At 59.5% G+C, this 23934-nt stretch carries 21 protein-coding genes and 2 tRNA genes; 15 read left to right on the top strand and 8 right to left on the bottom strand.

Annotated elements, in window-relative coordinates:
• Positions 1–21 precede the first annotated feature (21 nt).
• The 5 genes from murI to hemA are packed head-to-tail and all read right to left on the bottom strand — an operon-like array spanning position 22 to position 4751.
• Complete coding sequence (gene murI, locus QMX93_RS15230) at positions 22–813, bottom strand: glutamate racemase (protein ID WP_212545511.1); 792 nt, start codon at positions 811–813, stop codon at positions 22–24.
• Positions 806–1561 (bottom strand): molybdopterin-synthase adenylyltransferase MoeB, encoded by a 756-nt coding sequence (locus QMX93_RS15225; protein WP_282356781.1) that lies wholly within the window; start codon positions 1559–1561, stop codon positions 806–808. The genes murI and QMX93_RS15225 overlap by 8 nt, the downstream gene beginning before the upstream one ends.
• Entirely contained in the window at positions 1555–2385 is an 831-nt protein-coding gene (gene prmC / locus QMX93_RS15220; RefSeq protein WP_282356778.1) for a peptide chain release factor N(5)-glutamine methyltransferase, read from the bottom strand. Before prmC ends, QMX93_RS15225 begins: the two co-directional genes overlap by 7 nt.
• Positions 2386–3468: a peptide chain release factor 1 gene (gene prfA / locus QMX93_RS15215; RefSeq protein ID WP_053123761.1), complete on the bottom strand. Its 1083-nt coding sequence runs from the start codon at positions 3466–3468 to the stop codon at positions 2386–2388.
• Complete coding sequence (gene hemA, locus QMX93_RS15210) at positions 3465–4751, bottom strand: glutamyl-tRNA reductase (RefSeq protein ID WP_053123763.1); 1287 nt, start codon at positions 4749–4751, stop codon at positions 3465–3467. The genes prfA and hemA overlap by 4 nt, the downstream gene beginning before the upstream one ends.
• A 335-nt stretch (positions 4752–5086) precedes the next feature.
• Here hemA and QMX93_RS15205 point away from each other — a divergent pair, with 335 nt between their 5' ends.
• The 8 genes from QMX93_RS15205 (at position 5087) to ychF (ending at position 12006) form a co-directional block, all read left to right on the top strand.
• Complete coding sequence (locus tag QMX93_RS15205; protein WP_282356776.1) at positions 5087–6811, top strand: tetratricopeptide repeat protein; 1725 nt, start codon at positions 5087–5089, stop codon at positions 6809–6811.
• Positions 6812–6814: 3 nt separating this feature from the next.
• Positions 6815–7432, top strand: coding sequence for a lipoprotein insertase outer membrane protein LolB (gene lolB / locus QMX93_RS15200; protein WP_053123767.1), 618 nt, complete (start codon positions 6815–6817; stop codon positions 7430–7432).
• A gap of 3 nt (positions 7433–7435) precedes the next feature.
• Complete coding sequence (ispE, locus tag QMX93_RS15195) at positions 7436–8287, top strand: 4-(cytidine 5'-diphospho)-2-C-methyl-D-erythritol kinase (protein ID WP_282356773.1); 852 nt, start codon at positions 7436–7438, stop codon at positions 8285–8287.
• Positions 8288–8323: 36 nt separating this feature from the next.
• Positions 8324–8398: transfer RNA gene (locus QMX93_RS15190), tRNA-Gln, on the top strand.
• 45 nt (positions 8399–8443) lie between these two features.
• Positions 8444–9385, top strand: a complete 942-nt coding sequence (locus QMX93_RS15185) for a ribose-phosphate pyrophosphokinase (RefSeq protein ID WP_003171603.1) — start codon at positions 8444–8446, stop codon at positions 9383–9385.
• A gap of 142 nt (positions 9386–9527) precedes the next feature.
• Positions 9528–10127, top strand: a complete 600-nt coding sequence (locus QMX93_RS15180) for a 50S ribosomal protein L25/general stress protein Ctc (protein WP_282356771.1) — start codon at positions 9528–9530, stop codon at positions 10125–10127.
• A gap of 171 nt (positions 10128–10298) precedes the next feature.
• Positions 10299–10883 carry an aminoacyl-tRNA hydrolase gene (gene pth, locus QMX93_RS15175; RefSeq protein ID WP_129395494.1) on the top strand — a complete coding sequence of 195 codons (585 nt, stop codon included), beginning with the start codon at positions 10299–10301 and terminating at the stop codon, positions 10881–10883.
• A gap of 22 nt (positions 10884–10905) precedes the next feature.
• Positions 10906–12006: a redox-regulated ATPase YchF gene (gene ychF / locus QMX93_RS15170; protein WP_282356764.1), complete on the top strand. Its 1101-nt coding sequence runs from the start codon at positions 10906–10908 to the stop codon at positions 12004–12006.
• 183 nt (positions 12007–12189) lie between these two features.
• Here ychF and QMX93_RS15165 read toward each other — a convergent pair whose 3' ends face one another.
• On the bottom strand, positions 12190–13407 hold the full coding sequence (locus tag QMX93_RS15165) for an MFS transporter (protein ID WP_212545508.1): 1218 nt from the start codon (positions 13405–13407) through the stop codon (positions 12190–12192).
• 432 nt (positions 13408–13839) lie between these two features.
• Here QMX93_RS15165 and QMX93_RS15160 point away from each other — a divergent pair, with 432 nt between their 5' ends.
• Complete coding sequence (locus tag QMX93_RS15160; protein ID WP_282356761.1) at positions 13840–15897, top strand: methyl-accepting chemotaxis protein; 2058 nt, start codon at positions 13840–13842, stop codon at positions 15895–15897.
• Here the strand turns inward: QMX93_RS15160 and QMX93_RS15155 are convergent.
• Entirely contained in the window at positions 15890–16792 is a 903-nt protein-coding gene (locus QMX93_RS15155) for a LysR substrate-binding domain-containing protein (protein WP_282356760.1), read from the bottom strand. The two genes, QMX93_RS15160 and QMX93_RS15155, sit on opposite strands and share 8 nt — an antisense overlap.
• A 227-nt stretch (positions 16793–17019) precedes the next feature.
• On the opposite strand from QMX93_RS15155, the gene QMX93_RS15150 reads away from it, so the two are divergent.
• The 6 genes from QMX93_RS15150 (at position 17020) to QMX93_RS15125 (ending at position 22631) form a co-directional block, all read left to right on the top strand.
• Positions 17020–18138, top strand: coding sequence for an ABC transporter ATP-binding protein (locus tag QMX93_RS15150; RefSeq protein WP_282356758.1), 1119 nt, complete (start codon positions 17020–17022; stop codon positions 18136–18138).
• Between the two features lie 14 nt (positions 18139–18152).
• Positions 18153–19073, top strand: a complete 921-nt coding sequence (locus tag QMX93_RS15145) for an ABC transporter permease (RefSeq protein WP_282356756.1) — start codon at positions 18153–18155, stop codon at positions 19071–19073.
• Positions 19073–19879, top strand: a complete 807-nt coding sequence (locus QMX93_RS15140) for an ABC transporter permease (protein WP_053123802.1) — start codon at positions 19073–19075, stop codon at positions 19877–19879. Before QMX93_RS15145 ends, QMX93_RS15140 begins: the two co-directional genes overlap by 1 nt.
• Before the next feature lie 27 nt (positions 19880–19906).
• A complete protein-coding gene (locus QMX93_RS15135) occupies positions 19907–20953 on the top strand; it encodes an extracellular solute-binding protein (protein WP_053123804.1) in 1047 nt (348 codons plus the stop codon).
• Between the two features lie 60 nt (positions 20954–21013).
• Positions 21014–22468, top strand: a complete 1455-nt coding sequence (locus QMX93_RS15130; RefSeq protein ID WP_282356754.1) for an amidase — start codon at positions 21014–21016, stop codon at positions 22466–22468.
• Between the two features lie 86 nt (positions 22469–22554).
• Positions 22555–22631, top strand: a tRNA-Met gene (locus tag QMX93_RS15125).
• A gap of 98 nt (positions 22632–22729) precedes the next feature.
• Here QMX93_RS15125 and QMX93_RS15120 read toward each other — a convergent pair.
• A complete protein-coding gene (locus QMX93_RS15120; protein ID WP_282356753.1) occupies positions 22730–23830 on the bottom strand; it encodes a DUF2817 domain-containing protein in 1101 nt (366 codons plus the stop codon).
• Between the last annotated feature and the right edge of the window lie 104 nt (positions 23831–23934).

Genomic DNA, 23934 nt, shown 5'->3' with positions numbered 1-23934 from the left:
TCAGCTTATTTCACGTTTTTTTCACAAACCGAAGTTTTGCACATCATTCGCAGTTTGCCCCAGCAACGGCAGGACATTTTTGAAGGACTGCAGATCCGCGCTCGTCCAGAATCTGACCGATCGGTTCGGCCCCTCAGCCAGCAGATCGCGCTCGGCCAGCAGCCGTTGAAGTTGCCGCGCCACAGCGGCGCCGGTGTCGATCAAACTGATGTCCGCCGGGATCATCGATTTGAGCATCGGCTTGAGGAAGGGATAGTGCGTGCAACCAAGAATGATCGTGTCGCAACCGTTGGCCAGCAACGGATCGACATAACTTTTCAACAACGCGCGCAATGTGTCGCTGTGCAGGTCACCGCTTTCAATCAGCTCGACCAGTCCGGGACAAGGCTGGGTAATCACCCGCACATCGGTGGCGAAGCGATCAAGTAATGCCGCGAACTTGGCACTCTGCAAAGTGCCCGTAGTGGCGAGCACGCCGACCACACCGCTACGGGTCGCAGCCGCCGCCGGTTTCACCGCAGGCTCCATGCCGACAATCGGCCAGTCCGGGTAATCACGACGCAAATCGGCAACCCCGGCGACGGTCGCCGTGTTGCAGGCCAACACCAACGCCTTGGCGCCCTGCTCGCGGAAAAACCCGGCCATCACGCTGCAGCGCTGGCGGATAAATTCCGGGGTTTTCTCGCCATAGGGAATGTGCCCGCAATCGGCGACATAGAGCAGCGATTCGTTGGGCAACAACTGCTGGATTTCTGCCAGTACCGACAGACCGCCGACACCGGAATCGAACACGCCGATCGGCGCTTCACGCATGGCGCGAGCCACAGACACTGCAACCCGGATCACGCTTGACCCGCAGTTCACGGAAACGCGAGCCCAGCGCATCGATCAGCAACAAACGGCCCACCAGCGGCTCGCCGAAACCAACCAGCACTTTCAACGCTTCAAGCGCTTGCAGACTGCCAACCAGACCCACCAACGGCCCGACAACACCCGCTTCGCTGCAGGTCAATTCGGCTTCGCTGCCGTGGCCGTACAAGCAGTGATAGCACGGGCTCTCATCGCGGCGCGGGTCGAACACCGACAATTGCCCTTCAAGACGAATCGCCGCACCGCTGACCAGCGGTTTGCGCGCCGCCACACACGCGGCGTTGACCGCCTCGCGCGTAGAAAAATTATCGGAACAGTCGAGCACCAGATCCACCGCTGTCACGACGGCGGCGAGAGAATCCTCGTCCAGCGCCTGCCGATGGGCGATCAACTGGATCTCCGGATTGATCGCGCTCAGACGCTTGAGCGCCGAATCGACCTTGCTCATGCCGACGCTGTCGGTGTCATGAATGATCTGGCGTTGCAGGTTGGTCAGATCGACCGTGTCGAAATCCGCCAGATGCAATTCACCGACACCCGCCGCCGCCAGATACAAGGCGACCGGCGCGCCAAGACCACCGAGGCCGACGATCAGCACGCGACTGTCCTTGAGCTTCAACTGGCCATCGATGTCGATGTGTTGCAGCAGAATCTGCCGGCTGTAGCGCAGCAACTCCTGATCATTCAGCACGGCAGGCGTCCCAGACTGATGCGTTGATGACCGCCCAGATCGGTGCGGCTGTGGACTTCTTCAAAACCGCGCGTCAGCAACAGATCGCGCACGCTTTCGGCTTGATCATAGCCGTGCTCGAGCATCAGCCAGCCACCGGCCTCGAGATACTCCGGGGACTGAGCGACGATCAAACGCAGATCATCGAGGCCGTCTTCACCGGCGACCAAGGCGCTGGCCGGTTCGAAGCGCACATCGCCTTCGACCAGATGCGGATCGGCCGCCGCAATATACGGCGGGTTGCTGATGATCAACTGAAAACGCTGACCAGCCAGCGAGCTGAACCAATGGCTGGTCAGCACCGTGGCGTTGTTCAAATGCAGGCGCTGACGATTGCGTTCGGCCAGTGCCACGGCTTCGAGCACGCGATCCACCGCCGTGACTTTCCACGCCGCACGCTCGCTGGCCAAGGCCAAGGCGATCGCGCCGCTGCCAGTGCCGAGGTCGAGCACTTTAGCCGGGGTCGCGGGCAGCAATTCCAGCGCCGCTTCTACCAGCAACTCAGTGTCCGGACGCGGGATCAGCGTGTGCGGCGCGACTTCCAGATCGAGTTTCCAGAAACCCTGCTGACCAAGAATGTAGGCCACCGGCTCGCCGCCACGGCGACGTTGCAGGTACTCGGCAAAGGTCAGCGCCGCGTCACTCGGCACGATGCGCTCGGGCCAGGTGTGCAGGAAGCTGCGCGACTTGCCCAGTGCAGCGGCCAGAAGCAATTCGGCGTCCAGACGCGCAGTGGGCGAGTCCGGCAGTTCGGCGGCGCGCAACAGGCTGGCAATGATGGTCATTTATTCACCTATCGCTGCGAGTTGGTCAGCCTGGTATTCGGCCAGCAACGGCTCGATCACCGCATCAACGCCACCGGCGAGAATTTCATCAAGGGAATACAAGGTCAGGTTGACGCGATGGTCGGTGACCCGGCCCTGAGCAAAGTTGTAGGTGCGAATGCGTTCGGAGCGGTCGCCGGAACCGACCAGCAATTTGCGCTCGCTGGCGATGGCATTCGCCGCCGCTGCGGTTTGCTGATCGTTGAGTTTTGCCGACAGCCAGGCCATCGCCCGGGCACGGTTCTTGTGCTGGGAACGCTCTTCCTGACACTCGACGACGGTGCCGGTCGGGATGTGCGTGATGCGGATCGCCGAGTCGGTGGTGTTGACGTGCTGACCGCCTGCCCCGGAGGAGCGGAACGTGTCGACGCGTAAATCCGCCGGGTTGATCTCGATCGCTTCGCGCTCGTCCGGCTCGGGCAATACCGCCACGGTGCAGGCCGAGGTGTGGATACGGCCCTGGGATTCGGTGGCGGGTACACGCTGAACGCGGTGCGCGCCGGATTCGAATTTCAGTTTGCCGTAAACGTTGTCGCCTTCGATGCGCGCGATGACCTCTTTATAGCCGCCGTGTTCGCCTTCGTTTTCCGAGAGGATCTCCACGCGCCAGCCGCGACGCTCGGCGTAACGCGAGTACATGCGGAACAGGTCGCCGGAGAAGATCGCCGCCTCGTCGCCACCGGTGCCGGCGCGAATTTCGAGAAACACGTTGCGGCCATCGTTGGGATCCTTCGGCAGCAACATGCGTTGCAGATCGGCTTCCAGGGTGATCAGCGATTCTTTGGCTTCGCGGACTTCTTCCACGGCCATTTCACGCATGTCCGGGTCGTTGTCTTTGAGCAGCGCCTGCGCGCTTTCAAGATCGCTTTGTACGCTGAGGAGCTTTTTATAGCCTTGTACGACCGGCTCGATTTCGGCGTATTCCTTGGAATAGGCGCGGAATTTGCTCTGATCGGCAATGACTTCGCCGTCGCCGAGCAGCGCGGTCAGTTCCTCGAAACGATCCTGGAGGATGTCCAGCTTATTGTGCAGTGACGCTTTCATTGCGGTTTTTTATCCGAAAAGCTATCCGGTGAGCCCTCGAGGGCAAAGAGTTCCTGGGCCATGGCCAGCGCATCGAGGCGGCCTTCGGCAGAAAGCTTTTTCAGTTGCACGCTGGGCGCATGCAACAGTTTATTGGTCAGGCCACGGGCCAGTTGCCCGAGCACGTCTTCGGCGTTGCCGCCGTTGGCCAGGAGACGCAGGGCTTTTTGCAGCTCTTCGTCACGCAGGCGTTCACTCTGTTGACGATAGGCCTTGAGCACATCAACCGCCGCGAGTTCGCGCAGGCGCACCATGAAATCGTCGGCGCCGACCGAAACCATCTCTTCGGCGGCTTGCGCTGCGCCCTGGCGGCTCTTGAGGTTTTCGGCGACCACTTCGTGGAGATCGTCGACGCTGTACAGGTAAACGTCGTCCAGTTCGCCGACTTCCGGTTCGATATCCCGGGGAACCGCGATGTCGACCATGAAGATCGGTTTGTGCTTGCGCAGCTTCAGAGCGCTTTCCACCGCGCCTTTGCCGAGAATCGGCAACTGACTGGCGGTCGAGCTGATGACGATGTCGCTGCGCACCAGTTCCGCCGGGATGTCCGACAGCAGCACCGCATGCGCGCCGAACTGTTCGGCGAGCAGACTGGCGCGTTCGAGCGTGCGGTTGGCGACGACGATGCGCTTGACGCCCAGCTCGTGCAAATGGCGGGCGACCAGCGTGATGGTCTCGCCGGCGCCGATCAGCAAAGCCTGGCTGCGTTGCAAATCACTGAAAATCTGTTTGGCCAGACTGACGGCGGCAAATGCCACCGATACCGGGTTTTCGCCGATGGCGGTGTCGGTACGCACCTGCTTGGCGGCATTGAACGTCGCCTGAAACAGTCGCCCCAGCAGCGGGCCGATGGTGCCGGCCTCGCGGGCCACGGCGTAGGCCGATTTCATTTGGCCGAGAATCTGCGGTTCGCCCAACACCAGCGAGTCGAGCCCGGAGGCGACGCGCATCATGTGACGAACTGCCGCATCATCTTCATGCACATAAGCACTCGCGCGCAGCTCATCGAGGCTTAAATGATGGTAATCAGCCAGCCAGCGCAGTACGACATCGGCAGAAAGCTGATCCTGTTCTATATAAAGCTCACTGCGATTGCAGGTGGAGAGGATCGCGGCTTCGCGGCTGTCGGTCAGTCGGCAAAGCTGCTGCAACGCCTCCACCAGTTGCTCAGGCGTAAAAGCCACGCGCTCGCGGACGTCTACTGAAGCAGTCTTGTGGTTGATACCGAGTGCAAGGAAGGCCATTCAAAGTCGCTGGTGGTGACGTGAAGCCGGCAATTGTCCTACTTCGTCAGATTCAGAACAACTACCGCTGACTATTGTCCCAATGGTCAGTCCCTATAATGGGCACAATTTGGCTCCTTGTAGGAGCTGCCGCAGGCTGCGATCTTTTGATTGATCGTTCCCACGCTCGGCGTGGGAATGCAGCCCGGGACGCTCCGCGTCTCAAACAACGTCAAAAGATCGCAGCCTGCGGCAGCTCCTACAGGGCGATAAGCCGTAAATTGCCTGAGCGGTTATGTTTGGCCGAAGGCTTGTGTCATGATGATCCGACCGCAGGTTAGTCGTCCTCTTCCTATATGAATAGATCTTCCGCGTTGCTCCTCGCTTTTGTCTTCCTCAGCGGCTGCCAGGCCTTGGCACCCGTGTCGCCGGACGGTACGCCGCCGGTCGAAGACACCACGCCCGCGCCTGAAAAGCCCAAGGTTTACAGCTCGTTCAGCGAGGAAACCGTCTTCAGCCTGTTGAGCGCCGAACTCGCCGGCCAGCGCAATCGCTTCGATATTGCGCTGGATAACTACGTGACCCAGGCGATCAATACGCAAGATCCGGGCGTTTCCGAGCGTGCGTTTCGCATCGCCGAATATCTGGGCGCCGATCAACCGGCCCTCGATACCGCGCTGATCTGGGCGAAAAACGCTCCGGAAGACCTCGAAGCGCAACGCGCCGCCGCCGTGCAACTGGCGCGCGCCGGGCGTTACGACGACTCGATGGTCTATATGGAGAAAGTCCTGCAGGGCAAGGGCGACACCCATTTCGACTTCCTCGCCCTGTCGGCGGCTGACACTGATCAAGAAACCCGCAACGGTCTGATGAAAAGTTTTGACCGTTTATTGCAGCGCCACCCGAACAACAGTCAGCTGATTTTCGGCAAAGCCCTGCTGTTGCAACAAGACGGCGACAATAAAGCGGCCCTGACCCTGCTCGAAGACCATCCGCCGGAAGAAGGCGAAATCGCCCCGATTCTGTTGCGCGCACGCCTGCTGCAAGTGATGAACCGTGGCGACGAAGCGCTGCCGCTGCTGCGAAAAAACATCAAGAAATACCCGGACGACAAACGCCTGCGCCTGACTTACGCGCGCATGCTGGTTGAGCAAGACCGGATGGACGACGCCAAAGTCGAATTCTCCAGCCTTGTTCAGCAATACCCGGAAGACGACGAACTGCGTTACTCGCTGGCGCTGGTGTGCCTCGAAGCCAAGGCCTGGGACGAGGCCAAGGGCTATCTGGAAGACTTGATCGCCCGTGAAAGCCACGTCGATTCAGCCCACCTGAACCTCGGTCGCATCGCCGAAGAGCGTAACGATCCGCAAGGCGCGCTCATCGAGTACGCCCAGGTTGGCCCCGGCAACGACTATCTGCCGGCGCAATTGCGTCAGGCCGATATTCTGATGAACAACGGCAAAACCGCTGAAGCGCAAAGCAAACTGGCGGCGCAGCGTGACGAAGAACCGGATTACGCGATCCAGTTGTACTTGATTGAAGCGGAAACCCTGTCGGCCAATAAACAGGACGACAAGGCCTGGAAAGTATTGCAGCAAGCGTTGCTGCAATACCCGGACGACCTGAATCTGCTCTACACCCGGGCGATGCTCGCGGAAAAACGCAACGACTTGGCGCAGATGGAAAAAGACCTGCGCCTGATCATCAAGCGTGATCCGGACAACGCCATGGCGCTGAACGCTTTGGGTTACACCTTGTCCGACCGCACCACCCGCTACGCTGAAGCCAAGGCGCTGATCGAGCAGGCGCACCAGATCAATCCGGAAGACCCGGCCGTACTCGACAGCCTCGGCTGGGTGAATTACCGCATGGGCAATCTGGATGACGCCGAGAAATACCTGCGTCAGGCGCTGGAGCGTTTCCCTGACCACGAAGTCGCCGCACATCTGGGCGAAGTGTTGTGGGCCAAGGGCAACCAGCGTGAAGCCAAACAAATCTGGGGCAAATTCCTCAAGGATCAGCCCGACAGCACCATTCTGCGCAGCACCATCAAGCGCCTGACCGGATCCGAGACTCTTTAACTCATGTTTTTGCGCCACGTTATTGTTTTCAGCTTCATCGCCCTCCTCGCTGGTTGTTCGGGTTTTGGTACTCGTGAATCGGTCGAGGGCCACGGCAGTCCGGCTCAATGGGCGGCGAACAAACAGCAACTGACCGGCCTCGATGGCTGGCAGATCGACGGCAAGATCGGCATCCGCGCACCGAAAGATTCCGGTAGCGGCACGCTGTTCTGGCTGCAACGTCAGGATTACTACGACATTCGTCTGTCCGGCCCGTTGGGTCGAGGCGCGGCGCGTTTGACCGGTCGTCCGGGCAAGGTGTCGCTGGAAGTCGCCAATCAGGGCCGCTACGAATCGCAATCGCCGGAAGCCCTGCTCGAAGAGCAACTGGGCTGGAAGCTGCCGGTGTCGAATCTGGCCTGGTGGGTGCGTGGCCTGCCGGCTCCGGACACTAAAAGTCGCCTGAACCTGGACGCTGACAGCCGTCTGGCCAGCCTTGAACAGGATGGCTGGAAAGTTGAATACACCGCGTACACCGAACAAAACGGTTACTGGTTGCCCGAGCGCATCAAGCTGCACGGCACCGACCTCGACGTCACGCTGGTGATCAAGACTTGGCAACCGCGCAAGTTGGGGCAATAACGCATGACCGCTGCACGTCTGACCCTGCCCTCGCCGGCCAAACTCAATCTGATGCTGCACATTCTTGGTCGCCGTGAAGACGGTTATCACGAGTTGCAGACGCTGTTTCAGTTTGTCGACTACGGCGATGAAATCACTTTTGCCGTGCGCGATGACAGCGTGATTCAGCTGCACACCGAATTTGCCGGCGTGCCGCATGACAGCAATCTGATCGTGCGCGCAGCCAAAATGCTTCAGCAACAATCGGGTTGTACGCTGGGTATCGACATCTGGATCGACAAGATTCTGCCCATGGGCGGCGGCATCGGTGGCGGCAGCTCGAACGCGGCGACCACCTTGCTCGGTCTGAATCACCTGTGGCAGCTGGGCTGGGATGAAGATCGCCTGGCGGCACTGGGTCTGACGCTTGGCGCCGACGTGCCGGTTTTCGTCCGTGGTCACGCGGCTTTTGCCGAGGGCGTGGGCGAGAAACTCACCCCGGTCGATCCCGAAGAACCGTGGTATCTGGTGCTCGTACCGCAAGTCTCTGTAAGTACGGCAGAAATTTTTTCCGATCCTTTGTTGACACGTAACACGCCGCCCATTAAAGTGCGCCCCGTTCCCGAGGGAAACAGTCGAAATGACTGCTTGCCGGTGGTTGCAAGGCGTTATCCAGAGGTACGTAACGCATTGGATTTGTTAGGTAAATTTACCGAAGCAAAGCTCACCGGAACTGGAAGTTGTGTGTTTGGGGGCTTCCCAAGCAAAGCTGAAGCTGATAAAGTCTCGGCCCTTCTGACAGAGACCCTTACAGGGTTTGTAGCGAAAGGAAGCAACGTTTCGATGTTGCATCGCAAGCTGCAAAGTCTGCTCTAAAGGAACCAAGTGCACGGCACTTGATGCAACAGATACAGGGGCGTCGCCAAGCGGTAAGGCAGCAGGTTTTGATCCTGCCATGCGTTGGTTCGAATCCAGCCGCCCCTGCCATTTTCTATACTCATCCAGGTTACCCTCAGCCTCTAGGTACTGCGCGTGTCCAAGATGATGGTCTTTACGGGGAACGCTAACCCCGATCTGGCTCGGCGTGTTGTACGTCAGCTGCATATCCCTCTCGGTGACATCTCTGTCGGTAAATTCTCCGACGGCGAAATTACAGCCGAGATCAATGAAAACGTTCGCGGTAAAGACGTTTTCATTATTCAGCCGACTTGCGCTCCGACCAACGATAACCTGATGGAACTGGTAGTGATGGCTGACGCCTTCCGCCGCTCCTCGGCTACTCGTATCACTGCTGTTATTCCTTATTTTGGTTATGCCCGTCAGGATCGCCGTCCGCGTTCCGCACGTGTGGCTATCAGCGCGAAAGTCGTCGCTGACATGCTTACCGTAGTCGGCATCGACCGTGTTCTCACGGTTGATCTGCATGCTGACCAGATTCAGGGTTTCTTCGATATTCCGGTAGATAACATCTACGGCTCCCCGGTTCTGGTGGATGACATTGAAGATCAGCGCTTCGAAAACCTGATGATTGTGTCCCCGGACATTGGTGGTGTCGTGCGTGCACGTGCTGTTGCCAAATCCCTGGGCGTGGATCTCGGGATCATCGACAAACGCCGTGAGAAAGCCAATCACTCTGAAGTGATGCATATCATCGGTGATGTCGAAGGGCGTACCTGTATTCTGGTCGATGACATGGTCGATACCGCCGGCACTCTGTGCCACGCGGCCAAGGCCCTGAAAGAGCATGGCGCAGCCAAGGTCTTTGCCTACTGCACACACCCTGTGCTGTCGGGTCGGGCCATCGAGAATATCGAAAATTCCGTGCTGGACGAGCTGGTGGTGACTAACACCATCCCGCTGTCCGCTGCAGCACAAGCCTGTGCACGTATCCGTCAACTGGATATCGCACCGGTTGTTGCCGAAGCGGTTCGCCGCATCAGCAATGAAGAATCGATCAGCGCGATGTTCCGTTAAGGGCCCTGCCCTTCTCGAAATGTCTCGTTGACGAAAAGCGCCCCGCCCCGGCATTCCTGCCGGGGCGGGGCTTTTTTGCCCATACCGTGTTTGGCGCTGGTCGCAAACGTCAACCCGGTCATGGCTATTTTGGAGATACACAATGAACGATTTTACTCTGAATGCTGAACTGCGTTCCGACCTGGGGAAAGGTGCGAGCCGCCGCCTGCGTCGTCTCGCCGCTCTGGTTCCAGCTGTTGTTTACGGTGGCGAAAAAGCCCCTGAATCCATCAGCATGCTGGCCAAAGAAGTTGCCAAACTGCTCGAAAACGATGCTGCCTACAGCCACGTTATCGAACTGAACGTTGGCGGCAAAAAGCAGAACGTCATCATCAAGGCTCTGCAACGTCACCCGTCCAAGGGTCACGTTCTGCACGCTGACTTCGTACGCGTCGTAGCTGGCCAGAAACTGACCGCTATCGTGCCTGTGCACTTTGTTGGTGAAGAAGCTCCGACCAAGAAAGGCGGCGAGATCTCGCACGTCCTGAACGAAATCGAAGTTTCCTGCCTGCCGAAAGATCTGCCTGAGTTCATCGAAGTCGACCTGTCGGCTCTGGAAATCGGCGCAATCGTTCACCTGTCCGACCTCAAAGCCCCTAAAGGCGTTGAGTTCGTTGCACTGGCTCACGGCGACGACAAAGCTGTTGTAAACGTACACGCTCCACGCGTTGCTCCAGAAGCTGAAGAAGGCGCAGCAGAGTAATTCACTCTGTCATGCCTGAGTGAGCAAGTAACATCGCGGACTGGAACGTAGCGAGAAAGCGGGCGAGAACGCGGAGTTTACATCCATGGTAAATGAGCATTTTTCGTCCACTTTCGCCGCTTTCCCTGATCGCGGCGATGTTACTCACCACTCAAAGGAAGGGCCCCTATCGTGACTGCCATCAAACTGATCGTTGGCCTGGGAAATCCAGGCGCCGAATACGACCAGACCCGGCATAACGCAGGGGCCCTTTTTGTTGAGCGCATCGCCCAAGCACAGAATGTGAATCTTGTGGCCGATCGCAAATATTTCGGCCTGACCGGGCGCTACTCGCATCAGGGTCAGGATGTTCGTCTGCTGATTCCCACCACCTACATGAACCGCAGCGGCCAGGCCGTGGCGGCACTCGCTGGTTTCTTCCGCATCAAGCCTGAAGAAATCCTCGTGGCGCACGACGAACTCGACTTGCCTCCGGGCGTTGCCAAGCTCAAGCAGGGCGGCGGCCATGGCGGTCACAACGGGTTGCGCGACATCATTGCGCAACTGGGTAATCAGAATACGTTCTACCGCCTGCGGCTTGGCATTGGCCACCCGGGCGTCGCCAGTATGGTTTCAAATTTCGTCCTGGGTCGTGCGCCACGCGCCGAACAGGAAAAACTCGATGCCAGCATCGACTTTGCCCTCGGCGTGCTGCCGGATATCCTCGCCGGTGAATGGAACCGCGCGATGAAAAACCTGCACAGCCAGAAGGCCTGACTCTACTCCGAGGGGAAACACCATGGGATTCAATTGCGGCATCGTCGGCCTGCCTAACGTCGGCAAGTCCACCCTGTTCAACGCCCTGACCAAATCCGGTATCGCGGCCGAAAACTTCCCCTTCTGCACCATCGAGCCGAACAGCGGCATCGTGCCGATGCCGGATCCGCGTCTGGACGCTCTGGCGGCCATCGTCAATCCAAAGCGCATCCTGCCGACCACCATGGAATTCGTCGACATCGCTGGCCTGGTTGCCGGCGCCTCGAAAGGTGAAGGCCTGGGCAACAAGTTCCTCGCCAACATCCGCGAAACCGACGCGATCGCTCACGTCGTGCGCTGCTTCGAAGACGAGAACGTGATCCACGTTTCCAACAGCGTTGACCCGAAGCGCGACATCGAAATCATCGACCTGGAACTGATCTTCGCCGACCTCGACAGCTGCGAGAAGCAACTGCAGAAAGTCGCGCGTAACGCCAAGGGTGGTGACAAGGACGCCGTGGTTCAGAAAGGCCTGCTGGAGCAACTGATCGCGCATTTCACCGAAGCCAAGCCTGCGCGCAGCCTGATGAAGAACATGAACGCTGACGAAAAGGCAGTGATCAAGGGCTTCCACCTGCTGACCACCAAACCGGTCATGTACATCGCCAACGTCGCTGAAGACGGTTTCGAGAACAACCCGCACCTGGACGTGGTTCGCTCCATCGCCGAAGAAGAAGGCGCCATGGTGGTTCCGGTCTGCAACAAGATCGAAGCGGAAATCGCCGAGCTCGATGACGGCGAAGAGAAGGACATGTTCCTCGAGGCCCTGGGCCTGGAAGAGCCTGGCCTGAACCGCGTGATCCGCGCCGGCTACGAAATGCTGCACCTGCAGACCTACTTCACCGCCGGTGTTGAAGAAGTCCGCGCCTGGACCGTCAAAGTCGGTGCCACCGCACCTCAGGCTGCCGGCGTGATCCACACCGACTTCGAGAAAGGCTTCATCCGCGCCGAAGTCATCGCCTACAACGACTTCATCCAGTACAAGGGCGAAGCCGGTACTAAAGAAGCCGGTAAATGGCGTCTGGAAGGCAAGGATTACATCGTCAAAGACGGCGACGTGATGCACTTCCGCTTTAACGTGTAAGCGTTACGCCCAAGAAAAAGCCGCGTTTGATACGCGGCTTTTTTGTGCCTGAAACATTCTCCGCTACAACACAATCCCCTGTAGGAGTGAGCCTGCTCGCGATAGCATTTTTCAGCTACAGATGTGCTGACTGACACTCCGCCATCGCGAGCAGGCTCACTCCTACAGTTTAAATGTGTGGGATCAGGCCTTTTTGGTACGCGGCAAGAAGATCGCCAACACGCCAAACAGCGGCAGGAACGAGCACAGGTAATACACGTACTCAATCCCGTGAATATCCGCCAGATGCCCGAGCAGCGCCGCGCCGATCCCGCCGAAACCAAACATCAAACCGAAGAACACCCCGGCAATCATCCCGACGTTGCCCGGCACCAGTTCCTGCGCGTACACCACAATCGCCGAGAACGCCGAGGCCAGAATGAAGCCGATCACCACGCTCAGGACGGTCGTCCAGAACAGATCAACGTGGGGCATCAGCAGCGTAAACGGTGCCACGCCAAGGATCGAGAACCAGATCACCGCCTTACGGCCGATCTTGTCGCCAATCGGCCCGCCGAAGAAGGTACCCGCCGCTACCGCACCGAGAAACAGGAACAGGTGCAACTGCGAGCTCGCCACCGACAGGTCGAACTTCTCGATCAGGTAGAAGGTGAAGTAGCTGGTGAGGCTGGCCATGTAGAAATACTTGGAGAACACCAACAGGCCCAATACCACCAGCGCACTGGTCACCCGGCCCTTCGACAGTCCGTGAGTCGCTGCCTGACCGGCCTTGAGCTTGAACAGGTTCAAGTGGTGCGCGTACCAGCGGCTGATGCGGTACAGCACGAACAGCGCAAACACCGCGAACAAACCGAACCACGCGACGTTGGCCTGACCGAACGGAATGATGATCGCCGCCGCCAGCAACGGGCCGAATGCGGAACCGGCGTTACCACCGACCTGGAAGGTCGATTGCGCCAGGCCAAAGCGTCCACCGGAAGCCAGCCGCGCAATCCGCGAGGCCTCAGGGTGGAACGTCGAGGAGCCGATGCCGATTAGCGCCGCCGCCAGCAGTATCAACGGAAAACTGCCGACCATCGACATCATCACGATGCCGATCAATGTGCAGATTGACCCGGCCGGCAACAGCCACGGTTTCGGATGCCGATCGGTGTGATAACCGACCCACGGCTGCAACAGCGACGCAGTCAGTTGGAAGGTCAGCGTGATCAGGCCGACCTGGGTAAAGGTCAGGCCGTAATTGGCCTTGAGCATCGGGTAGATCGACGGCAAGACCGACTGGATCAGGTCGTTGATCAGATGCGCCAGCGCCACCGCGCCGATAATTCGCATCACCAATGGACTGCTTTGGGGGGCAGCGGGCGCCGAGACAGCGGCGGTCTGAACGTTGCTGATAGCCATGGAAGTTTCCGGACAGCAGATGGGTGCACGCAGGCAGGTGCGTCAATGTGCCATTTTTCAGTGCGTCAGCGCCATCCCCTTAGCCAGCTAACTAACCACCCTGACCTGAATCACCCAATCGTGTAGGAGCGCCGAAGGCTGCGATCTTTTGATCTTTTAAAAAACAACATCAAAAGATCGCAGCCTTCGGCAGCTCCTACAGGGGACGGGATTTAGGTGATAGCGCAACGCCATGGTCTGAATCTTGCCTTGCTACTCCCCCTGAACGCGGTCGCCTTACAAAGGTGATCGACAATGGGAAGTTTCGCTACAGAACCTGCCTACAGAGCGGGTGAGAGTGAACTTTCGAGGCCTTTTAGCAGGGCACAACATCAACGTCGAACGACCGCGATGCACGCCGATGGTGCGTGGTGTCCAGAGGAGTCATGGGGCATGCAGGCTTTCCTTTCACCGGGGATCAAATTGCTGGGGCGGTTTGGCTTCGCGGGTAAATTCCAGTTGTTGTTTCTGCTGTTCATTTTGCCGTTGGCCGGCAGCCTGTTGATGATCGGCCAGGACTATCGCGACAAGCTCAATCTGATTGCCGGCGAACGTGCCGGCGTGCGCCAGTTGCTCGCGCTGGATGCGCTGGACAACCTGCTCGCCGCCCAACGCGACCGCGCCGCCCGTTGGCGCGCCACTGAAACCAATCGCCAGCCGACACCGGCCACCCTCGCCGCCATGGGCGCGTTCGACGCGGTGCAACCGGCGGTTGTGCAAGCCACCACGGATTTGGGCAATGCCCTGCAAAACGAAGGCGCGGAAGGTGAAACCCTCAGCCGCTATCAAACGCTGCAAACCGCACTCAATGGACTGGATTCGAAAAGCCTCAGCGGCGTCGGTTGGTGGCCGGACGGTTATGACCGTTTCACCAACGCCCTGAGCGCCCTGCAAGCGTTGCGCGAGCAGATCGTCATGGACAATCGCCTGACCCTCGCGCCGTGGCTGGAAACCTATCTGCTGACGCAAATCTCCACGCAACACGCGCCGGACTTGATTGAACGCGTCGGTCGCCTCGCTGCCGTCGGCCAGGCCTCGGTAGTCTCGGGCCAGTTCACCCTGCAAAGCCGTCTGCAGTTGCGCGATCTGCGCAGCCGAATCGGTGATGCTCGCGAGCAACTGGTGAAAACCGCCACGCTGCTGGAAGCACGCCTGCCGAAAGATCAGCAGAGCTGGGCCAGCCAATACCACGAGAGCCTCAAACACCTCGACAGCGGCCTGAAGGTGCTGGATGACGGCGTGTTTGGCGGCAGCATCAATCTCAAACCGGAAGACTTTGAGCGCAGCCTCGACGCCTTGTTGATCGACCTCGCCGCCCTGCGCCAGCAATCGCTGGTCTCGCTGGATCAAAGGCTTGATGCCTACCACGGTTCAGCGATCCGTCAGTTCATCATCGTCGCCGCCGTATTCGGTTGCCTGCTGCTCGCGGCGCTGTACCTGTTCATCTGCTTGCAAGCCTCGATTCGTCGCAGCGCCAGCGGCATCACCCTGCTCGCGGAAGCCCTGCGCGACGGCAACCTCAGCCTGCAAGTGCCGGTGGAGGGTCGCGATGAACTGGCGGCGATCAGCACCGCGCTCAACGTCGCGGTGGTGCAACTGCGCAGCAGCATGCTCGGAGTCGATCACGAGACTTCGCAACTGAGCAACGCGGTGCGCAGCCTCAACGATCACTCCAGCGGTGCTCTTGGCGAAGTCGAAGCGCAGCAGTTGCAGATCAGCCAGATCGCCGCTGCGGCCACGCAATTGGCCGCGACCTCGCAAGGCGTGGCGCAAAGTTGCGAACAGGCTTCCGGCAGCGCTCAGCACACCCAGCGTATCGCCGCCGACAGCAGCCGCGACAGTCAGCGCACCACCGCGAGCATTCAACAGCTCAATCAGCGTTTGAACGACACCGCTGCGGCGCTGGGTCGGGTCAGCGAGCAAGGCCAGCAGATTCAATTGGTGGTCGACACCATTCGCGGGGTGGCCGAGCAGACCAACCTGTTGGCGCTCAACGCGGCGATTGAAGCGGCGCGCGCCGGCGAACAGGGGCGCGGTTTTGCCGTCGTGGCGGACGAGGTGCGCAGCCTGTCGCAACGCACGCAATCATCCACCGCGCAGATCGCCGGAACGGTCGACAGCCTGCGCGCAACGGTCAACGAAGCCGTGAGTTTGATGGAAGCTGCCTGCGGCCAGGCGCAAACCGATGCCGAGTCAGTCACCGGGCTTGGCGAACGGTTGGGCGAAATCGCCAGTGCCGTGCAGAGCGTCACCGACACCCTCGCGCAAATCGCCACGGCGGTAGAGGAACAAGCGTGCACCGCCGATGAAGTCAGCGGCAATATCCAGCAGGTCGATCAAGCGGCGGTGCGTTTGCTCGAAGGCGCGCGAGCGGTAAATTTGGCGGCAGACACCCTGCGCCTCGGCAGCCAGGCACTGAGCGAGAACACGGCGCGCTTTCGTCTCAACTGATCACCGCTTGCGGGAAGTCCTTTTCCAGCTCGGTTTTCAGCCACTGGATAAACCACACGGCGTCCGCCGAGAGTTCGGCGGACGCGGTCAGCACCCGGTAACTTTCCAGCTTCACCTCATCATCAATCGCGCGCACCAGTTTGCCGCTGGCGAGCTCATGGCGCACTAGCACTTCGTTAGCCAGCGCAATGCCCTGCCCGCTTTCGGCCACGGACAAGGCGTGATCGTTGTTGACGTACAGCAGGTCGGATTTCAGGTGGATATCGAGGTCATGGGCGGCGAACCACAGGTTCCACCACTCACCGTCATCGACGTGAATCAGCTCGTGCTTGATCAGATCTCTCGGGCTGTCGATAGGATCGATGCTCGCCAGATAGTCCGGCGTGCAAATCGGAAACACCCGAGGGCAAATCAGCGCTTCCCGCGAATCGGCGTACTCCCCGTCGAGGCCGTAGACGATGCCCAGATCGGCACTCTTGCCGTCCACTTCGGTGAAGGTCGAGTTGGGTTCGATGGCAAATTTCAGCCCCGGCCGCAGGTGCCGCATCGCTTCGATCCGTGGCATCAACCAGCGCTTGGCGAACCCCGGCACCACCATGATCCGCAGCCAGCGCTCGGCGTCTTTGGGCTGCGCTTCCTTGCCAGCCTCGATGATCAACTGCAACGCGGCGCTGATCTTGCGGTGGTATTTCTCGCCCGCCGGGGTCAGGTTGACCCCGCGCGAGGTGCGTTCGAACAATTGAATGCCCAACCAGTCTTCGAGCAATTTCACATGCCGGCCTATCGCAGGCTGGGTCACGTGCAGCGCTTTCGAGGCTTCGACGTAGCTGCCCAAACGGGCGGCGGCATCAAAGGCACGCACCGCATTCAGCGGCGGCAATCGGTGGTCGGGCATGATTCCTGGCACCTTTGGCTATTAAATTAACTAACAGCTGCCATGTTTAAATTGAAGTGTCGCCCCGCGCAACCCCTGGCTGATAATCGAGCCACAGCAGAACAAAAAAACAGCTGGTTATTACACCCGAACGCAATCTCGATCCTGCCCAAAAAAATAATATCCATGGCCCGACGGCAACGCTTTTCAGAGCGAACCGCAGGCGATGGGGGAATCGGAGGTAACGCATGAATGCCCTGCATTCGCTGCAAACACTGGCGGTCTCAATCCGCTCGGTGCGCAAGGTTTACGGTGATCCGCAAACCGGTCCAGTGGCGCTGAAAAGCATTGATCTGGATATCCGCGACAACGAATTCTTCACCCTTCTCGGCCCGTCCGGCTGTGGCAAAACCACGCTGCTGCGGATGATCGCCGGTTTCGAATTTCCCACCGAAGGCGAGATTCTCCTCTACGGCGAAAACATCGCCGATCGCCCGCCCTTCGAGCGGCCGGTCAACACGGTGTTTCAGCATTACGCGCTGTTCCCGCACATGACCATCGCTGAAAACCTGGCCTTCGGCCTCGAATCGCACCCGATGGGCAAAGTCCTCACCAAGGCGCAAATCAGCGAACGTGTCCGCGAGATGCTCGCGCTGGTGCAGATGGAACGCTTCGCCAATCGCAAACCGGCGCAACTGTCCGGCGGCCAGCAACAACGTGTCGCCCTCGCCCGCGCTTTGGCGCCGCATCCAAAAGTGTTGCTGCTTGATGAGCCGCTCTCGGCACTCGATCTCAAGCTGCGTCAGGCCATGCGCGAAGAGCTGAAAACCATTCAGGCGAAAACCGGCATCACCTTCATCTTCGTCACCCACGACCAGGAAGAAGCACTGACCATGTCCGACCGCATCGCCGTGCTCTCCGAAGGCGAAGTGCAGCAGGTCGGGCGGCCGGAAGAGATTTACGAACGTCCGCGCAATCGCTTCGTCGCTGACTTCATCGGCGAAACCAATTTCATCGAAGGCACCGTGACTCGTGTGGAAGACGGTCAGGCGTGGTTCGCCGGGCCGGCCGGGCATCCGCTGCCGGCGCAAGCGTGCGATGACGTGCAGGTCGGCGCCAGCGTATCGCTGTCGGTACGCCCCGAGCGCCTGCACCTCGTGCCCGCCGCTACCGAGACTGCCTTGCCGTGCCGGATCGAAGCGCAGATCTACCTCGGCACCGACCTGCAATATCAGGTCAGCCTCAGCGATGGTTCGCGTCTCACCGTGCGCACGCCCAATTGCGTCGACCAGAGCCTGCGCTTTGCCGTCGGCTCCCAGGCCGGTCTGCTGTTTGACCGTGGTAGCGCCAGCGTCCTGCACGATTGAGCCGGAGAATTGCCATGCACGCCTTACCGATTGCCAACACGCTGGAACGTCGCAAGGCCTTCCAGAGTTTTCTCGGTGTCAGCCCGGCGCTGACCGCCATCTGCCTGTTTTTGGTGGTGCCGATCCTGATTGTCATCGGCTATTCGCTGATGGAAGCCAACCCCTACGGCGGGGTCAATAAAGTCTTCAGCAGTGAGGCGTACACCTCGTTGCTGTTCGAGCGGCAAATGGATGACAGCCTGGCGTTTACCGACTCCTATCTGCTCATCGCCCTGCGCTCGATCGGCATTGCCGGGCTGACCACGATCATCACCCTGCTGATCGGTTTTCCGGTCGCCGTGTGGCTGGCGATGCAACCGGCGCATCGGCGCGGCTTGTTGATTTTTCTGATCACCGTGCCGTTCTGGGCCAACCTGCTGATCCGCACCTACGCGTGGATTTTGCTGCTGCGTAACACCGGCGTAATCAACAACAGCCTGATGGGCATGGGCGTGATCCATGAACCATTGCAGTTGTTGTACACCGACGGCGCGGTGCTGCTGGGGCTGGTTTACACCTACGCGCCGTTCGTGGTTTTGCCGATCTACGCGACGCTGGAAAAAATGGACACCCGCCTGCTCGAAGCTGCGCAGGATCTCTACGCCGGCCGCGTGCGCACCTTACGCAAAGTGGTGCTGCCGATCGCCAAACCGGGGATTCTCGCCGGCGCCATCCTCACCTTCGTACCGTGCCTGGGCGCGATGATTGCCCCGGAACTGCTCGGCGGCGGCACGCGAATGATGCTCGGCAACCTGATCTTCCGCCAGTTCAGTGACTCGCGTAACTGGCCATTCGGCGCGGCGCTGTCGCTGGTGCTGATGGCCGCAGTGATGTTGGTGCTGACCGTGTATGCCCTGCGCGCCGAGCGTCAGCGCATCGCCAAAGGAGGTGCGTGATGCTCGCTTTATTCAAACGCAAAGGGCTGGGCGTGCAGGACTTTCCCGGGTTCGGCGGCTTCAGTTTTCTGTTCTATCTGTACCTCTATGCGCCGATCGTGGTGCTGGTGGTGTTCTCGTTCAACGCCAATCAGTCGGCGACGGTGTGGACCGGTTTCAGCCTCGACTGGTACCGCGCCGCGTTCGCCAATCAGGCCTTGCGCCAGGCCGCCAGCAACAGCCTGTTGATCGCGGTGTGCGCCAGCATGGTCGCCACAGCGATTGCCACACTCGCCGCACTCGGCACCTCGCGCGGGGCCAAGTTCAAGGGCCTGCAACTGTCGATGGGCGCGATCATGTTGCCGCTGGTGTTGCCAGAAATCGTCGTCGGCGTGGCAACGCTGGCGCTGTTCTCGACCATCGGCCTGTCGCTGGGTTACGGCAACCTGATCATCGCGCACACGGTGTTCTGCATTCCTTTCGCCTACCTGCCGATTCGTGCACGTCTGAACGATATGGATCTGTCGCTGGAGCAAGCCTCGGCCGATCTCTACGCCGGCCCGTGGCGCACCTTTCGCAAGGTCACGCTGCCGCTGCTGATGCCGGGGATTTTCTCCGGGTTGATGCTGGCCTTCATCGTCTCGCTGGATAACTTCGTGATCTCGATGATGGTCTCGCAGGCCGGCACCACCACCCTGCCGATCTTCATCTTCGGCCTGCTGCGCATGGGTGTGACACCCGACGTCAACGCCGTCTCGACGCTGATTTTGGGCGTCTCGGTGCTGTTCGTCAGCCTCTCTTATCTGTTGGGCAAAAAGAACGCCTGAACCTTCTACCTACCGTGGGGAAATGACATGAGCAAGTGGATAAAAAGCGTCGGCACTTCGTTGTTCCTGACTGTGCCGCTGACCATGGCCGTCAGTGTTCAGGCCGCCGAGAAACTTAACGTGGTGAGCTGGAGCGGCTACTTTTCGCCGGAGATTCTCGCCAAGTTCCAGAAGCAGACCGGCATCGAAGTCACCGTCGATTCCTATGACTCAAACGAGACGCTGCTGGCGAAACTGAAACAGGGCGGCGCCGGTTATGACGTGGCGATTCCGTCGCATCAATTCGTGCCGATCCTGATTCAGGAAAAACTGCTGGAGCGCTTCGACCCGGTCAAAGAAGCGTATTACGCCAACGTTGCCGACAACCTGAAAAAGCCAAGCTGGGATCCCGAGGGCGCGTATTCGGTGCCGTTCATTTGGGGTACCACCAGCGTGGTGCTCGACACCGCGCGCTACAGCGGCCCGGCCGACAGCTACAAAGTCTTGTATGAGCCGCCGGCCGAACTGCAAGGCCGGATCAACATGTTCGACGCGGTCAGCGATGCGGTGGACATGGCCAGCCTCTACCTCGACATCCCGTTGTGCACCGAAGATCCGAAGCAGATGCAGCAGATTCTGACGTTGCTCAAGGCGCAGAAACCGTACGTGAAAACCTATAGCTCGAAGGCCGGTTCGATCCGCGAAAACCTCGCTTCGGGTGAAATCGACATGTCGATGTTCTGGGGCGGCTCGTCGATGCGCGCCCGCGAAATGAAACCGACGCTGAAATATCTCTACCCGAAAGAAGGCGTGCTGGCGTGGGTCGACAACATGGTCATTCCGACCGGCAGCAAGAATCCAGCGAATGCCAAGGCGTTCATTGCATTCCTCAGTCAGCCTGAAAACGCGGCGATGACACAGAACTTCCTCAAGCATCAGAGCCCGATCAAAGGCGTCGAACCGTTCCTCGATGCCTCGCTCAAGGACGCACCGGAGCTGCACATTCCGCAAGGCACCAAAGTGGTGTTCAGCAAGACCTGCGGCGAAGGCTCGATCCGTCTGGCCGACCGTCTCTGGACCAACCTGATGCGTTGATCCCTGCCGCCCCGGCGCGAGGCCGGGGCGTTTTTCCAGTCGTCTTGAAGGCTGCTTGCAATGAATTCTAATAACATCAGCGAACTGGTTCTGTTGCAGGCCCATGAGCTCGCCGAGCGCATTCGCCTGCGCCAGGTTTCCTGCCGCGAAGTGATGCAGACGTACCTTGCACACATCGAACGCTTCAACCCCAAGGTCAATGCGTTGATCAGCCTGCAGGCGCCTGATGATCTGCTGGCTCAGGCCGATCAGCGCGACGCTGAACTGCTGCGCGGCGAATACCGTGGCTGGATGCACGGCCTGCCGCACGCGATCAAGGATCTGTCGCTGACCCGTGGCATTCGCACCACCATGGGTTCGCCGCTGTACAAGGATTTCGTGCCCGAGCGCGACGGCATCATGGTCGAGCGGATCAAGAACGCCGGCGCGATCATCATCGGCAAGACCAACACACCGGAATTCGGCCTCGGCTCACAAAGCTACAACCCATTGTTCGGCGCCACCGGTTGCGCGTATGACCCGAGCAAAACCGCCGGCGGCAGCAGCGGTGGCGCAGGCGCGGCGCTGGCGATGCATCTGGTGCCCGTGGCCGATGGCAGCGACATGATGGGCTCGCTGCGCAATCCGGCGGCGTTCAACAACATCTTCGGCTTCCGTCCGTCGCAGGGTCGTGTGCCGTTTGATGACAGTGCCGATCTGTTTATCGATCAACTCGGTTACGAAGGCCCGATGGCGCGCAGCGTGCGTGACGCGGCGTTGCTGCTGTCAGTGCAGGCCGGCGCCGATGCGCGAGCGCCGCTGTCCATCGCCGAATCCGGTGAGGCGTTTGCGGCGCCGCTGGATCGTGATTTCAAAGGCACACGGCTGGGCTGGCTGGGTGACTTCAATGGTTATCTGCCGATGGAGAACGGCGTGCTGTCGCTGTGCGAGAAGACCTTCGCCGACTTCGAAAGCATTGGCTGCCACGTCGAGGCAGCGGATCCGGGTTTCGCGCCTGAGCGCTTGTGGAGCTGTTGGCGCACGTTGCGCCACTGGATGGTCGCCGGTTCGTTGGGCGCGACTTACGCCGATCCGCAAAAGCGTGCGCTGTTGAAACCGGAAGCGATCTGGGAAGTGGAAAACGGTTTGCAGCTTTCCGCCAGCGAAGTGTTTACCGCATCGGCGGTGCGCAGTGACTGGTATCGAGCGATCTCAAAGTTATTCGAAAAATATGACTACCTGTTGTTGCCGAGTGCTCAAGTCTTCCCGTTCGATAAAACCCAGCCGTGGCCGACGTCGATCGAAGGCGTGAGCATGGACACTTATCATCGCTGGATGGAAGTGGTGATCCCCGGCACGATGTCGGGTTGCCCGGTGGCGAGCGTTCAGGCCGGGTTCAATGCGCAAGGTTTGCCGATGGGTCTGCAAATCATCGGCAAGCACCAGGCAGACTTCGCTGTTCTGCAATTGGCACACGCATATGAACAGGCCAGCCGCTGGTTCCAACGCTGCCCTTCGCCGCTTCTCAGCCAGTGATTTTGATAAACGGTTGAAAGCGTAGAAAAAATTTTTAAATTTACGCTTGACGCTTTTCCATTTCAGGGGAATAATGCGCGCCACTTGGCTACATAGCTCAGTTGGTTAGAGCATAGCATTCATAATGCTGGGGTCCGGGGTTCAAGTCCCTGTGTAGCCACCAAGTACTAAAAACGGCTTACCGAAAGGTAGGCCGTTTTTTTATGCCTCGAGAAAAGCGCCGGTTTTATGATGAGGGGATTTCTCCCCTCCTCCAGCGTTTCAGCCTGCCAGTGCCGCCAATCCTTTCGCCCAGATTTGCCGGGTACGCAAACCCACCATCGCCCGCCAGTCGGGATCGGCCGGGTAAAACTGTTCCAGCAGATTCAGTTTGATCACCCTCCCCGTCGCATCCAGCGGATCGCCGTGAAGATGCAACCAATGGTCGTCACGTAAATACCGATGCACATCCGCGCCGGGATAGGTGCCGCACTCGATCACGAACGGCATCAATTGCACGTCCGGCAAGGCATCGAGCAATGCCTGCGACGTGTAACCAGTAGCGGTCGCGGCGACGCCGGTTTCGCTCAGGGTGTCGGCGCCGGTGTGCAGCGTGTAAAGCCAAGGCCCGTAAATCGACTGGGCTCGGGGGAGTGCCGGGTACGGCGTTTGGGTGATCGTCAGCAACATCGGATGACCGTATTCGCCAGCGCCAGTGTGCAGGTCGAAACACATCACGGTGTCCGCGCCGGCCAAGTGCGCTTCGATGATTTGATGCAACGTGCGATTCGACCAACTCGGCGCGCGACCGCCATAGAACAATCCATCCGGATGACTGTGTTGACCACCCTCGACAATCGACATGACGGCCGGCCAGCCGTGTGCGTTGATCTGCGCATCGAGCAAGGCATCGGCGCGTTGACGCTCGGGGCCATTCAGGTCGGTGCAGGCGTAGATATCGTGTAATGCCGCGTAAGCTCGGTTATCTGGCAACGCTTCGGTGAAATCCAGATGATTGCGGTTGAGGTCGATGTTGTCTTCGTTGACTCGACGCAACCACGCGGTGCCCCACGGGTTGATCAGGTGAACCATGATCACCGCGACATCCTTGGGCAGCGAGCCGGGTGCGAATGCTTTCAGCCAATCGATTTGGCAGTCGGAACCGTAATAGCCCTCCACACCGTGGGTACCGCTGAGTGCCACCAGACGTTTTTTGGCCTGCGGGTCACCGAGCACGGCGACGTCGGTGCTCAACGGCTCGCCAAACGGGCCACAGCGCGGATGTGCGTAGGAGGTGATTGACGCCCCGGCGGCATTGGCGGCGGCGAGAAACTGTTCGCGTTGAATGCGGTAACTGGACTCGGTGGGAAACTCGCTGTGCATGCCTGGCCTCTTGTGATTTTTATGCCTTTCAACTGTAGGAGTGAGCCTGCTCGCGATAGCGCTGGATCAGTCAGCAATGATGTTGAATGTGATGACGCTATCGC

It is taken from the genome of Pseudomonas sp. PS01303, assembly GCF_029959385.1.
GTDB lineage: Bacteria > Pseudomonadota > Gammaproteobacteria > Pseudomonadales > Pseudomonadaceae > Aquipseudomonas > Aquipseudomonas rustica.
Note: the sequence above shows the minus strand (reverse complement) of the source record. Positions and strands in the feature narration are given on the sequence as shown.

What these genes read in the sequence shown, in the direction of transcription:
- murI (WP_212545511.1), bottom strand. Translation starts at nt 813, where the DNA reads ATGCGTGAAGCGCCGATCGGCGTGTTCGATTCCGGTGTCGGCGGTCTG.
- prmC (WP_282356778.1), bottom strand. Translation starts at nt 2,385, where the DNA reads ATGACCATCATTGCCAGCCTGTTGCGCGCCGCCGAACTGCCGGACTCG.
- prfA (WP_053123761.1), bottom strand. Translation starts at nt 3,468, where the DNA reads ATGAAAGCGTCACTGCACAATAAGCTGGACATCCTCCAGGATCGTTTC.
- hemA (WP_053123763.1), bottom strand. Translation starts at nt 4,751, where the DNA reads ATGGCCTTCCTTGCACTCGGTATCAACCACAAGACTGCTTCAGTAGAC.
- QMX93_RS15205 (WP_282356776.1), top strand. Translation starts at nt 5,087, where the DNA reads ATGAATAGATCTTCCGCGTTGCTCCTCGCTTTTGTCTTCCTCAGCGGC.
- lolB (WP_053123767.1), top strand. Translation starts at nt 6,815, where the DNA reads ATGTTTTTGCGCCACGTTATTGTTTTCAGCTTCATCGCCCTCCTCGCT.
- ispE (WP_282356773.1), top strand. Translation starts at nt 7,436, where the DNA reads ATGACCGCTGCACGTCTGACCCTGCCCTCGCCGGCCAAACTCAATCTG.
- QMX93_RS15180 (WP_282356771.1), top strand. Translation starts at nt 9,528, where the DNA reads ATGAACGATTTTACTCTGAATGCTGAACTGCGTTCCGACCTGGGGAAA.
- ychF (WP_282356764.1), top strand. Translation starts at nt 10,906, where the DNA reads ATGGGATTCAATTGCGGCATCGTCGGCCTGCCTAACGTCGGCAAGTCC.
- QMX93_RS15165 (WP_212545508.1), bottom strand. Translation starts at nt 13,407, where the DNA reads ATGGCTATCAGCAACGTTCAGACCGCCGCTGTCTCGGCGCCCGCTGCC.
- QMX93_RS15160 (WP_282356761.1), top strand. Translation starts at nt 13,840, where the DNA reads ATGCAGGCTTTCCTTTCACCGGGGATCAAATTGCTGGGGCGGTTTGGC.
- QMX93_RS15155 (WP_282356760.1), bottom strand. Translation starts at nt 16,792, where the DNA reads ATGCCCGACCACCGATTGCCGCCGCTGAATGCGGTGCGTGCCTTTGAT.
- QMX93_RS15150 (WP_282356758.1), top strand. Translation starts at nt 17,020, where the DNA reads ATGAATGCCCTGCATTCGCTGCAAACACTGGCGGTCTCAATCCGCTCG.
- QMX93_RS15145 (WP_282356756.1), top strand. Translation starts at nt 18,153, where the DNA reads ATGCACGCCTTACCGATTGCCAACACGCTGGAACGTCGCAAGGCCTTC.
- QMX93_RS15140 (WP_053123802.1), top strand. Translation starts at nt 19,073, where the DNA reads ATGCTCGCTTTATTCAAACGCAAAGGGCTGGGCGTGCAGGACTTTCCC.
- QMX93_RS15135 (WP_053123804.1), top strand. Translation starts at nt 19,907, where the DNA reads ATGAGCAAGTGGATAAAAAGCGTCGGCACTTCGTTGTTCCTGACTGTG.
- QMX93_RS15130 (WP_282356754.1), top strand. Translation starts at nt 21,014, where the DNA reads ATGAATTCTAATAACATCAGCGAACTGGTTCTGTTGCAGGCCCATGAG.
- QMX93_RS15120 (WP_282356753.1), bottom strand. Translation starts at nt 23,830, where the DNA reads ATGCACAGCGAGTTTCCCACCGAGTCCAGTTACCGCATTCAACGCGAA.